Source organism: Leptospira sanjuanensis (assembly GCF_022267325.1).
Taxonomy (GTDB): Bacteria; Spirochaetota; Leptospiria; order Leptospirales; family Leptospiraceae; genus Leptospira; species Leptospira sanjuanensis.
On the sequence record NZ_JAIZBG010000001.1, the window covers coordinates 1,179,533 to 1,191,450 of the forward strand.

Sequence of the window (11,918 nt, forward strand, 5' to 3'; positions counted from 1 at the left end):
AAAAAATTGTAAGCCTTTATAACACCGGTCGATTTCCAAATCGAAGCGGTGCATACTGGGTCTTGTTGCAAGCCAACAAGGAAGGTATGAATGCAAACCAACAGCCTATCGATGCAGCGATCCGCGGAAGGAAATCGTCTACTCGAGTTTTTTTCGAAAATTTATATCGCTTTAAACGTCTTGGTTTACGCGGGCTTTACGATCGGTTTTTTTCTCGTTCCGATTCGACTCGCTTCGATGATCGGAATCGAAATCAAAAGTTCCGCAGCGCTCGCGGATTTCAGAGCAATGTACGGCGGACTTTGTTTGGGAGTAGGCGTCGTCCTATTATTCGGATTATTCAAAGAAGAATGGCGTAGGGCCTCGATTCTGCTCGCCATCACAACCGCATCCGGTTTGTTCTTAGGAAGAATTTACACTTTGTTCTTGGACGGTCCGGGAAACGAATACATCTATTTGAGCATGGCTACCGAAGTAGGAGCGGTTGCCATCGGAACCTGGATATTACAAAGAACATCGAAGTAACGAGTTTTTCGTTACAACGATACGAAAGTTTTTAAAAACGTTTCTACATCGAGAATCGGAAAAAACCTTCCTTCGAATGAGTTTCGAAGGAAGGTTTAATGCGGTCGGATCGAACGATATTTTGGAATTCGATTCCGAATCTATTTCTTACGGATCTTCAAATCTTTTTTATCTTGTACAACGAACCCGAAACGAGAGTTTCGCATCGGGAATATTGCTTGCGGCAAACTGCTTCGTGATCGGGCAGTTCAACGCTTGAAGATCGAAGATCGTAGCCGAAGTTTCCTTAACCGTTGCGGTACAGGTTCCTCGGACGTTATTGGTTCCCGCTCCGTAAACTCCTCCAGCGGTGTCGATGTCCAAAGCGGAACCGCCTTCACCCAGCGTATGCGTCGTAGTCTGCGAGAAATTGATGTTGTGGATGTTCAAAATCGGAAGGTTGTCCGCGTCGACCATCTGAACGATAATTCCTCCGACTCCCGAAACGCACAATTGCTGGTTGGTCAGAACGAAACTTTCATCGCCTAACTTCATAATGGCGGTGCCGTCCGTAGGTTGCGGCAGGTCCGCCGGACCCGAATTTCCGGCTAACGCCAGTATGGCGAGAATCGGAGTCAGATCCGTTTTGTTGTCCTCGGCGCAATTCGAAAAATTGATCGCCAATCCTACGAGAGTGAGCGTTAGAATGTATCTAACGTTCTTTGTTTTTGTTTGCATTGGGGTCTCCTCTATTTAGAACGGAACGCGAAAATTAAATCTTACGATCGTTAGTCGCGTTGTCGTTCGAAGAGTAAACCTTTGCTAAAACCGGGATTTTCATTTCTGGAAATAAATTTATTCCTTTTTTTCGGGAGTTCATTCCGCGTTAACGATACGCTTCTAAGCTTTAAATATTTGGTTTCAAACTTTTTGGAATTTTTTCTTAAAAACCTGAACGTTATTCGCCTTTCATTTGTTAAATGAAAATTTTTAAGATGTTTTTTTTATTCGATTTTTTTACTCCGAAGTCGATGCTGCTTACGCGTGTTTCGAAACCGGATCTGCTTTATCGAAGAAAATAAGCTGTAGGTTATCGCTCCTGGCGCTGCGATGTGGGGCGGTGTTATGAAGTTTCTTTGGAGGAGCATCTTATAAGTTATCAAAAAATTATTTTTTGATTTTGAAATCACCGTTATGAATAACTCCGTTTCCGAACGGTTGAGTTTTTTCTTCCGGGAAATCGGGAATTCTATTTTTACGGGATCGAAAGAGGTTTGGGAATCTTTGATTGCGTTAGTTTACTTTGGAGATATTCTTGGACCTTCCATATCCTGAACGAAGAGAATTATCATGATAAAAAAGAAAAAAATTGCAACCTCCCACGCGTCTTTCGCATCCAATGTTTCCTCTTTCTCGATTTTATTTCGTAAAAAAATTTTCGAATTCGGCCGGAAAATCTGGATTTTTCCCCTTCTTTTTCTACTCCCGCAGGGCGTATTTTCCTGGGGCACTCACTATCTCGTGATGGATCGCGCATTGGAACATCCTTCGATGCAATTCATTTCTCAAGAGGTTTCCTCGGAGTCCCTTGATTCTTTCGTAAAAAAGGAAAAGGATTCCTTAAAGGTTCTATTCGACGAGTTTGCGGATTGGGAAACCGAACGCGGCTCAAAGCGGTTTAAAAAGGTGGAATTTAATGCGAAATCGCCTACCGTCCTCGATTTTTTAAAGGCCGCGAGACTCAATCCCGCGACCAAATTTATGGAAGTGGAGCGTATTCTTCCCGGTTCTAAAAATATGAACGGCGATGTTCCGGTTTCGGCGATCACTCCGTATTTACCCGATTTGGCGGAACTTCCTGCGAGATTTCGATCCACCGCGGGTAAAAAAATCAAGATTAGAAACGTATTATATACCTTTATCGACGAACCCGATTGGGGAATGGACCACAGTCTTTGGGGTTTCGAGGAATACGGATACGGAAAGCAGCCGTACGGTAAACCGCAAGGTGAAAGCAGCAAGGCTCCGTTTCATATGCAGTTTCAGAACGAAAACTGGATTCTTTCCTTATTCGCGCCGGAAATCGTGGAAGGAGGAATGATCTTGGATCGAATCGAGTTGTTTTCCAGACTTTCCAAATTGGCCGGAAAAACGGGACACGATTATTGGAAATATCGATTCGCCGCTTGGGCCTGTCATTACATTCAGGATATCGGGCAACCGTATCATTCCAAAGCGGTTCCTGACGCCGGTTTTTTCTATTACTTGAAATTTGCTTTTTCTTCTAAGGAATCCAAAAAGGAAACGAAGGCGAAAACCACACAGCTTGTTTCCAATCGTCACTTCCTATACGAAGACTTCGTTTCCTACGGATTGATTCAGTTTTATAAGAGCCCGACTCCGGTGACTTCCACTTTGGCCGGATTTTTAACGAAAGATTTCGACGGTTTCCCGGATGAATCGTCTAACGCTGATTTGATGAAATTCGTGGGTAAGCGGGCGGCTTTCCATGCGGTCGACATCAACGAATCCATCATCGATACGTTCGGTTACGAATATACAATGAAACCTGAATATGATCTGGAAAAGGAACTCGGAACCAAGATGAAGGAAATCTTCCCGACCTTGGATCGCGAAAAAGCCGATCATCTTTTGGAAGAAACGGGCCGGGACTTTTCTCTAACCGGTTCGGCTACGCGGGAAATTCTCCGTTCTCTCTTAAAGGATTAGAACGTTTTCCGATTTTCGAAAAAGAAACGCCGCATACGATTCCTGCGGTTATGCGGCGCGATTTTACCTTTCATAAAAATGCCCCGGTTCTTTTAGGGGCATTCTTTCGATTTGCTCCGCCCGCTCTTTACGGAGCCGATTTTCGTCTCCGGTATGGATTCGGATCTTGCTCGAACGACTCTTGAATTGCGGAAAAAAATCCTCTCTGATTTCGGAATCGATCAGCCGATCTCGGTCAAAAATCATAAGTCTGGTCGAAGAAGACGGCGTTTGATGTTAGGATCATTCCCGAAAAGCGAAAGGTTTATCCTTAAGGTTTTTCTATGATTTCGATTGAATTTGGAGAATAGGGAAATGGCTCAGAAATTGAAAGAAGCGGCGGATAAATTGAAAACTTCCGATCATCCGGTCTTGGACGCGATTATCATCGGAACGGGGTTTGCGGGACTTGGAATGGGAATCCGTTTAAAACAAGCGGGAATTCATTCTTTTGTCATCTTGGAACAAGCGGATGGGGTGGGAGGTACTTGGAGAGACAATCATTATCCGGGCGCGGCCTGCGACGTACAGTCTCATCTGTATTCTTTTTCGTTCGAACAAAATCCGAACTGGTCTAGAATGTACGGTCTTCAATCCGAGATCCTGGGTTATCTGAATCATTGCACGGATAAATACGATCTCAGGTCTCATATTCGTTTTAACAATTCCGTGAACTCGGCGATCTTCGACGAACGATCCGGGTTGTGGCACGTAACGTCTACGAACGGAAATTCGTTTAAGTGTAAAAGTCTGATTAACGGTTCCGGCGGTTTGAGCCGTCCCGTTCTTCCGGATATTCCCGGTTTGAAAAAATTCAAAGGGAAGATGTTTCACTCGGCGCGCTGGGACCACTCCTACGATCTCAACAATAAAACCGTGGGCGTCATCGGAACCGGAGCGAGTGCGATCCAGATCGTTCCCGCGATTCAACCGAGCGTCAAAAAACTGCATCTCTTTCAAAGAACAGCGCCTTGGGTGATCGCGAAACCGGACCGCGCGATTTCCGGAACGGAACGTTGGTTGTTCCGTTTTTTTCCTCCGGCTCAACGGTTGTTCCGTCTTGCGATCTATTGGATGCTCGAATTCCGGGTGATCGCTTTTACGATTCATCCGGGTTTGATGAGGATACTGGAGGCATTTGCGAAAAGTTATCTCAAAAAACAGATCAAAAACCCGGAACTCAGACGAAAAGTGACTCCGAATTTTACGATCGGATGTAAGCGCGTTTTGATTTCCAACGAATACTACGGTGCATTACAAAAACCGAATGTGATCGTGAATACTACTGCGATCCAAGAGATCCGCGAGAACGGAATCGTTACGAAGGACGGTACGGAACATCCGATCGACGCGCTCATCCTCGCGACGGGTTTTCAGGCCGCGGAGGCAATGTCTCCTTTTGAAGTGAAGGGTTTAAACGGAAACGATCTGAACGACGCTTGGAAGAACGGAGCCGAAGCGTATTTGGGGACCACCGTTTCAGGCTTTCCGAATTTCTTTTTAATCGTAGGTCCGAACACTGGTCTCGGTCATAGTTCCATGGTTTTGATGATCGAATCGCAGATCCATTACGTGCTTCAGTGTATTCTTTCCATGCGTAAGAAAAAACTGAAATTTATCAACGTGTTGAAACAAGCTCAGGATAAATACAATCAGGCGATTCAGTCAAGATTGGAAAAATCCATCTGGAATACGGGAGGTTGCGTCAGTTGGTATCGCACGAGTTCGGGTAAGAATACTACGTTGTGGCCCGGATTCACGTTCGAGTTTCGTTTAAAAACCAAGTTCGTGAATCTTTCACATTACGAAGCGGTAAAGGCGGACGATCGACTGGAAAGTATCGGTTTGGTTTCTCGTATCGCGATGTTGTTTTCGGGAGTTTTCCGCTAAAAAGGATTCTCAAGACTCAATCGGAACCGCGATCTCATCGAATGAGACGGGGTTCTATTGGAAACCGTAGAACGTTTCCGTTTGTATGGCCGGGTTTTGCCCGGCTTTTTTTATTCTCGCAACCTACGATCATCGGACTCGGCAGTAAAGTTATAATCTATTTTTTATCGAATGGTTCGATTTTCATCCATACTCGTTGTGCTTTTAAACGGCTTATCAAGGGAAACAAACGAAGAAAAATTTTTTTTATTCGCGGTGTTTCTTTCACACAACGTCATGAGCCTTTGATTACATTAGAAAGGTGTTTTATTTGTGCGTATTTATTTGAAGTGGAAACAATTGTATAGAAAGAGTTGATTTCAACACGATATGTCTTTATGTTCATCACTCAGTGAAGCAGTTTTTCAATTTATTATTTCAAATTTTAAAAATGAAAAGCCGTCTTTGTTATCGCTTTCGCTTTTTTGTGCAAGTCGGATCAGAATTTGAAATTTAAGAAGTATAAAACCGTTCTCTTGCGTCGAACCTAAGTTCCCGTGCGTTGATCGGTAAGAAAATTATTTCCGAAACGAACCTCGCGAGAGGTTCGGTAAATAAAATGAGAATTTTTAAGGACAATTGAAAGAGAGGAGCGGTTCGTTTGTTCTTGCTGTCGAAAGAGAAAGAAACTCAAAGAGGTGTTGTCTATTTTATGAAATCTCTTTTATGTCGGTTTAATTTGAAATATTATGCGAAAGGATCGATCGGATGAAGTTCAATGAAGTCAAAATCATAGGAGCCATGTTTAGGGGCGCCGATCGGAATTACTTCGTGACGTTTTCGAATATCGTTTATATTTCCTCGAACGGAAGATATTCCGTTCTTCATACGCCGGATCAGAATTTGGAAGTAGTCGGAACGTTGAAGCAGACCTTACAGAGATTACAATCCGAAAAGTTCGTAAGAGTTCACAAACAGTATATTATCAATATGGAATTTTTAGGACATGTGGAATACTTTACGGACGGTGTGCACTACGCGTATATGACCGACGATGAAAAAAGTCAGGTTCCCGTGAGCAGGGTTTATCTTCCGTATACTTGGCCGAACCAAAACAAAGCGGAGGCGTGATTCTATTTCGATATGGAGTGAACTTCTTTCTCTTCCAGAATTTCTTCTCCTTTTCCGGTAAAGATGTGGATTCCGTCGTTTTGGGTTTTGATTCTTCCTTTTAAAATTCTTCCGTTCTTGAGACGTATGATCCAAGGATTTTCCGGTAAAGACGGATTTGCGGACGGCTTGAAATAGGAAGCTTGAGTGGAATCTCTGAGCGAGAAAGTCGTATCCTTCCGCAGAGTTTCATTCAACGTTTCGAATTGAGTTCGGTTTAATATTACCTTCCGAAGATTCGGTTTTTCGGTTTCGATCTCCATCGATTCGCCGGGTACGGACAAATGTTCGTGAACCGACGTATCTCGATCCTCATAGTCGGAGTCGAGAGATCCTTCCAATAAAGTGAAATATGCCTTCGTGTTGGCGATCTCCGCCAAAATTTTTGTTCCCGTAAGTTGAATCTTCCAGCCTCCGATAAAAAATTTAGTTCCGCTTCCGGGACGCAGATCTTCCCACAGATAGATTCTTCCCGTTTTGAGTTCAAGATGGAGTCGCGTAGTTTGCGAACGCACGGCTTGAATCGTAGCCGCGGTGTTCGGAAAAAGAAGGAGTCGAGTCGTTCCAAAAAGAGAAGTATTCGAAATTTTACATTCTCTTGGAGAAGGATCGATTTTCCAAAGATCCGGATCCGTTTGCAGAACCTTACATCCTTCTCCGTTCCAACTTAATTCGAAGTTCGCATTTCGATCCGATTGAAGCCGCCATTGTACCCAAACGATCGCGGAATACGCGATCAAAAACAAACAAGCGAGCGAGATCAACTCGAAACGCCAAACGGCCGGGAAAACGAATCTTTTGGTTTCTTTTTTGGAATTGCGCGCGTTAGGCAAAACGTCGATCGGGTGCAAAGACAGATTCGGAGTTTCCTCGCTTCCTTCTTTTTGAAAGGAAGAGTACTCCGTATACGGAGCGTACCGGATCAGCTCCTTTTTTTGTTCTTCACTCAAAGCCGGTTTAGAACTTCTTCGGAAGATTCGCAGCGGATAGAAGGATTCGAGAAACATTCTCTTCTCCAAATATTTCTTAAAATCTTCCCGTTTCATGCGAATGTGAATATAAACTTTCACCCGTACAAGCCAAGTATTAAAAAATTCCCGAACGTTTAAGATTTCTTGTCCCGTTTGAATGCGCTTGGAAAGGGAATGAACGATACAAATATGGGAATGTAAAACGGCCTCTTTGGAAATGTTTGCGGTTTTTTTCGATGCTCGGAAGTTGCCTTCTTTAAAGATGGTATCGATGGAAAAAAGAGGGGCGTTATTTTTCCTGTTCTTTGATCGTAAAGGAATCTTTTTTTCAAATCTCCTCCTGTTTTCTCTGGCGGGATCCGGAATTTATTTTTCGTCTCTCCAGAATCCAAGAACCTCCGTGCATTTATACGTAACTTTGATTCTTCTTTTTATGCCCTTGCATTTCGTTTTTGTTTGTTTTTTGATACGCAATGCGTTTCAAGGCGAATTTAAAAATTCGAATGCGAATCCTAAAGGTTTGGAGCCGAGCAACGTTTCTCCCGATCGGGAATTTTTAGGTTCACGAATTTATAATCTAAGAATGACCCCGCATTTTCTATTCAACTCGTTGATGACGCTGCGTATTTACATGGAAAGTGAACGAGAAGATGCCGTCGAATATTTGGATAGTCTTTCGAATATGCTTCGGTACTCGTTCCGTTTCGTAAATCGGGATCGCGTTTCTCTAAGGGAGGAATTGGATTTTACGCTCTCTTATTTCGATCTTGTTAAAAACAAGGCGAAACATCCGTTTCGAATTCTCATCAAAAAAGAAGTGGGAATGGAAATCGGTAAAGTTTTCGTTCCTCCGTTCCTGATTCAGACTTTAGTGGAAAATTCGGTAAAACACGCGGTGATGAAATCGAAACATTCGATCGTGATCGAAGTGGAAATCGGTTGGGAGTTCGAGGATCGGATTCGAATTACGGTACAAGACAACGGTCCGGGCGCACGGATCGCAGGCGACGATTTGGAAGAAGGGACATTCTTTTATTTAAGAAGAAGACTGAAGGAGATCTGCACCGAAGCGGAATTGAAGATTCAAAGCGAGATCGGAAGCGGGTTTAAAACGGAAATTTCCCTATACGACGCCTCTTTGCTCGAGGCCAGAAGTAAAATTTATTCCTGATTCAACGATATATTCTTAATTTTGAATATACTGAATTTTAGAAGCAGAACTCCAGACGAATCTGTGCTTCCGTTTCCGATCGGGAGCGTTCATTCCAGGGAAAACGAAAGGACGGAAGGATTCTAAAGGAGGAATTCTCCCCCGTTTCCGAATTCGGCTTCCAAGTCCAGATATCCAATAGATTCAAAACGTAGAATAGGGAAGTAAGAATCAGAAATGAGCGGTTTTTACTTTTGTGTTCGTAATAGGCTTCGTATTCGAAATCCACAAACAACAGTGCGTATTCCTTCCCCAAAAGAATCGCTTGTTCGTTGATTTCTTTTTGTCTTCTGAGTTCGCTTTTTCCCCTCAGATATTCGTATTCCGCCGCCGCCGCCGATAGGAGCGTTCCGATGAACAGGGTTGTTCCCGAAGTTTTTCTTCCGGTTCGAATTTGATGACTGCCCGGTATTAGAATTTCATACAGTCGAACGGAACGGTCGATCTCCTCGGAACTCGGGTTTGTTCGCGCCGGTGGACCGAAAGTATATGCGATTTTTTGAATGGATGAGTTCGGAATCCGATTTTTTTGGGAATCGATCGTAAGTGTCGTCGTATCGAAACCGATTTTAAATAAAACTCCTCTACTCCTTTCTCCCGATTGAAGAGTTACTTCCACTTCGTATCCGGAGAGCATGCTTTGAAATTTTTTCGGATCGAACGGAAATTGAAATTCGGCGGAACGAATCTCGGAAAGCAATACGACTTTAAGTTCGGATTTTTCCGCGTCGTAAAAAACGAATTTTTCACGATCGACGACTTCGAGTAGGATAAGTTCCGAAGTTTGGGAATCGGTAGCGGTCTGGAGCGTCGTTCGAATTCCGCTGAATCCGAGTTCTATCTTTTCGATTTCTTTCGAAGGGATTTCTTTTTTTCCCTCCGCAGTCGAAAGTTCCACTCCGTTTTCTTTATACTGAATGATCTTGCCGATCAAAGGAGTTTTATTTTTTCTAAGCCGTATCGTGTCCGAAAAGAGATTTTGCGAAAAGAATAGGACGATCAGAAATACGAACTTGGCGCCGATTCTAAACTTTGGGAACATGAAACGAAACGAAATTTCCGCGCGAATCGTAGATTCACGCGATCAATAGACTCTATTAGGAAACGTTTCGTTCTAATATACCGGATTCAAGTCTTTTACGGTCCCGTAACACACCGCACGTAATGTTGTCCCGATTTTAGATCGTCGTCGCTTCCTCCCAGATCAAAGTCGACGAGCATCGCTCTATCTCTTCCTCCCGGAGCGAATATCGATGGATGCGTGGTCGAGGTCCAATAATATGCAAAGTCGTGTCCGGGAGTATGCGGGAACGCGCTGCCTGCGACTGCCGGAGCCTCATAGTAGTAATTGATTATGGTAAAAAGCTCCTTGATATTCGGGAGTCTCCAAGCTACGCCCCCTAAAGTCAATCCGCTGCAATAAGCCAACGCATTTCTCCACGTATCGGTGGTCGCGTTTTCGGGACAAGTCGGAGGCGTTTGGCCCATACTACAGACAGTCCAAATCAGTCCGGTATCCGAGTCGATTACGGTACCGGGAATCGGTCCGGTACTATATGAACCGATCGAAAATTTTTCGGAGGAAACAACTAAAAGTAGAATCGCCAACGCAAAATATATGGATCTAATGTTTTTCATTTTTATCATCCTGTTCATTCGTTTGTAACGCAATAGTGGTAGAACTGGTATGTTTTTTCCAAATTCTGGGTCTTGCCTGCGAACGTATTGATTTTAAAAGCTCTGTCTTTGTTGTTTGTCGCCACCCTTGCGGTGGAGGACCAATAGTTTTCGCTCTTGAGCATATTCGGAAAATAGATAGGATGGACGATGGAATTCGATGTATAAGAATAATCTAAAATAGATTGAAGTTCTCTGATCGTAGGAAGCCTCCATCCTCCTTTGCCGGCATAACCAGCTCCCGAATTTCGAGTATCATAACTTCCGCAAATTTGGATCGCCTGACTCCAAGTCGATGCGATCGCTCCATATGCCGGACTTGTTCCGGTTCCGGTGCAAGCGCTTCCGGTCCAAACTTGTCCGTGAGTACATGTTGTCCAAGTGAGATCGGTTAAACCGTGATAGGTTATCGGGTCGTTCGGATAACTTGCGTTCACGCTCGGTCCCGCGAGAGTTGCGGAAGGGGACGGATCCGTAATTTCCCCGTCCATTCCCGGCTCGCAAGAAACCGAGGTTCCTATTTGGTTCCAGCAACCTATTTGTCCTGTGTCCACTAAAGGAACGTAAGTGGATTCCGCTCCGGTGGCGCTGGTTCCGGAATAGTTCGCCGAAAGGGAGTTTCCGGCCGCGTCTTTCATTCCTGAACCGGCAAGGGTCCAACGAAATGAAAAACTTTCGGGAAGAGCGTCTAACCTGATCGTTAAGTTCGTGTTCGAGGTCCACGTATGAGAATATCCTAAAGTGGAGAACGCCGTATAGGTTCCGGTTGCGATTCTGTCCTCGAAACTGATGGCCGGAACCGAAGCCATATCCATGGGTTCGTTAAACGTAAGTCTCAATTCAAAGGAAAGAGGGCTGAATCCGGTATGGCTGTTCGGCGGAGAATGCGAACTTACGAGAGGCGAAGTCGTATCCGGAACCGCGGCCAAAGTCGCGGTCGCCTTTCTGTTCGTATAAGTCGGCAAAAGTAAGGCGGCCAATGCGCTCATCGGGACAATTTCAACGTCGCTTGATCCGATCGCTATTTTTGTTGCAAGACCTTTGGATCCGGCCGTGTTCGATATCGTTAGCACTCCCGTATTTGTAGAGGTCCAGTCGACGTCATCGGTGATTTCAGCGTTTAAAATTCCGTTTATATAATGATACGCACGAAACTGAGTCGTTCCGCCCACGTATTCGCTCAAAGTTCTAGGTTCGATTAAAATGCTGTGCGAAGTGACGACTACCGCAGGCCCCCCCTCGGGCGCCGAAGGGGAAGAGGAATTCGTTGCGTTCGGAACATCTTTGTCGCCAAGGAGGGAGAATAATAACGCCCTTCCTTTGGGATCATCCATTAAGCAGAATTGAAACGCGAACGAGATGCAAAAAATCCCAATCACCCCGATGAATCGGAAGCGAAATTTTGTTTCGCGCTCGCCGATTCGAGGAATCAATCCCTTTGTTGAGTATTCTTTATGCGTCACCAAAACAACCCTCCGGGATCTTAAAATACATTATAAATATATAATGTGTTTTAAGAAGCTCTGTATTGTATACGACGTGAAACCTTTCAGAATCTCTAGGAAATGAAAGTATTATTTGCGCGCTTTTTTGTCGAAAGAAGAAGCGGTTGCGGACCGGGAATGAGATGCATGTATTTCGGAACGAAATTTCATGTCGATTTATACCGACCCTCCTACTTCTATAATTTGGTTTTTCTTATTATACTTTTAAATCGTGCGACGTTACGGTTTATGAGCGGTTTGTTG

General features: G+C 44.2%; 10 protein-coding genes. 5 read left to right on the forward strand and 5 right to left on the reverse strand.

All coding sequences use genetic code 11. From position 1 onward, the window contains the following. Window positions 1-90 precede the first annotated feature (90 nt). Window positions 91-525, forward strand: coding sequence for a DUF4345 domain-containing protein (locus LFX25_RS05350; RefSeq protein WP_238729315.1), 435 nt, complete (start codon window positions 91-93; stop codon window positions 523-525). Window positions 526-693: 168 nt separating this feature from the next. On the opposite strand, the gene LFX25_RS05355 is transcribed toward LFX25_RS05350, so the two are convergent. After that, window positions 694-1,242, reverse strand: a complete 549-nt coding sequence (locus LFX25_RS05355) for a hypothetical protein (protein ID WP_238729316.1) — start codon at window positions 1,240-1,242, stop codon at window positions 694-696. Between the two features lie 612 nt (window positions 1,243-1,854). On the opposite strand from LFX25_RS05355, the gene LFX25_RS05360 reads away from it, so the two are divergent. The 3 genes from LFX25_RS05360 to LFX25_RS05370 all read left to right on the forward strand — a co-directional run bounded on the left by LFX25_RS05360 (window position 1,855) and on the right by LFX25_RS05370 (window position 6,273). Beyond that, a complete protein-coding gene (locus tag LFX25_RS05360) occupies window positions 1,855-3,234 on the forward strand; it encodes a phospholipase C/P1 nuclease family protein (protein WP_406600480.1) in 1,380 nt (459 codons plus the stop codon). A 354-nt stretch (window positions 3,235-3,588) separates the two neighbouring features. Then, complete coding sequence (locus tag LFX25_RS05365) at window positions 3,589-5,163, forward strand: flavin-containing monooxygenase (protein ID WP_238729317.1); 1,575 nt, start codon at window positions 3,589-3,591, stop codon at window positions 5,161-5,163. Between the two features lie 747 nt (window positions 5,164-5,910). Continuing rightward, entirely contained in the window at window positions 5,911-6,273 is a 363-nt protein-coding gene (locus LFX25_RS05370) for a LytTR family DNA-binding domain-containing protein (protein ID WP_238729318.1), read from the forward strand. A gap of 2 nt (window positions 6,274-6,275) precedes the next feature. Here the strand turns inward: LFX25_RS05370 and LFX25_RS05375 are convergent, their stop codons facing one another. Continuing rightward, window positions 6,276-7,319 carry a hypothetical protein gene (locus LFX25_RS05375; RefSeq protein WP_238729319.1) on the reverse strand — a complete coding sequence of 348 codons (1,044 nt, stop codon included), beginning with the start codon at window positions 7,317-7,319 and terminating at the stop codon, window positions 6,276-6,278. 364 nt (window positions 7,320-7,683) lie between these two features. Here LFX25_RS05375 and LFX25_RS05380 point away from each other — a divergent pair, with 364 nt between their 5' ends. Further along, a complete protein-coding gene (locus LFX25_RS05380; protein WP_238729320.1) occupies window positions 7,684-8,454 on the forward strand; it encodes a sensor histidine kinase in 771 nt (256 codons plus the stop codon). Window positions 8,455-8,491: 37 nt separating this feature from the next. On the opposite strand, the gene LFX25_RS05385 is transcribed toward LFX25_RS05380, so the two are convergent. From LFX25_RS05385 to LFX25_RS05395, 3 genes are all read right to left on the reverse strand, one after another. Further along, window positions 8,492-9,535 (reverse strand): LB_137 family protein, encoded by a 1,044-nt coding sequence (locus tag LFX25_RS05385; protein WP_238729321.1) that lies wholly within the window; start codon window positions 9,533-9,535, stop codon window positions 8,492-8,494. A gap of 95 nt (window positions 9,536-9,630) precedes the next feature. Continuing rightward, window positions 9,631-10,131 (reverse strand): Lcl C-terminal domain-containing protein, encoded by a 501-nt coding sequence (locus LFX25_RS05390; protein WP_238729322.1) that lies wholly within the window; start codon window positions 10,129-10,131, stop codon window positions 9,631-9,633. 14 nt (window positions 10,132-10,145) lie between these two features. After that, window positions 10,146-11,504, reverse strand: coding sequence for an Lcl domain-containing protein (locus LFX25_RS05395; protein ID WP_238729323.1), 1,359 nt, complete (start codon window positions 11,502-11,504; stop codon window positions 10,146-10,148). Window positions 11,505-11,918: the final 414 nt, after the last annotated feature.

Bases quoted from the DNA above. Each gene is read 5' to 3' on its own strand.
- LFX25_RS05375 (WP_238729319.1), bottom strand. From the start codon at position 7,319: ATGTTTCTCGAATCCTTCTATCCGCTGCGAATCTTCCGAAGAAGTTCT.
- LFX25_RS05370 (WP_238729318.1), top strand. From the start codon at position 5,911: ATGAAGTTCAATGAAGTCAAAATCATAGGAGCCATGTTTAGGGGCGCC.
- LFX25_RS05390 (WP_238729322.1), bottom strand. From the start codon at position 10,131: ATGAAAAACATTAGATCCATATATTTTGCGTTGGCGATTCTACTTTTA.
- LFX25_RS05385 (WP_238729321.1), bottom strand. From the start codon at position 9,535: ATGTTCCCAAAGTTTAGAATCGGCGCCAAGTTCGTATTTCTGATCGTC.
- LFX25_RS05365 (WP_238729317.1), top strand. From the start codon at position 3,589: ATGGCTCAGAAATTGAAAGAAGCGGCGGATAAATTGAAAACTTCCGAT.
- LFX25_RS05395 (WP_238729323.1), bottom strand. From the start codon at position 11,504: ATGGATGATCCCAAAGGAAGGGCGTTATTATTCTCCCTCCTTGGCGAC.
- LFX25_RS05360 (WP_406600480.1), top strand. From the start codon at position 1,855: ATGATAAAAAAGAAAAAAATTGCAACCTCCCACGCGTCTTTCGCATCC.
- LFX25_RS05355 (WP_238729316.1), bottom strand. From the start codon at position 1,242: ATGCAAACAAAAACAAAGAACGTTAGATACATTCTAACGCTCACTCTC.
- LFX25_RS05350 (WP_238729315.1), top strand. From the start codon at position 91: ATGCAAACCAACAGCCTATCGATGCAGCGATCCGCGGAAGGAAATCGT.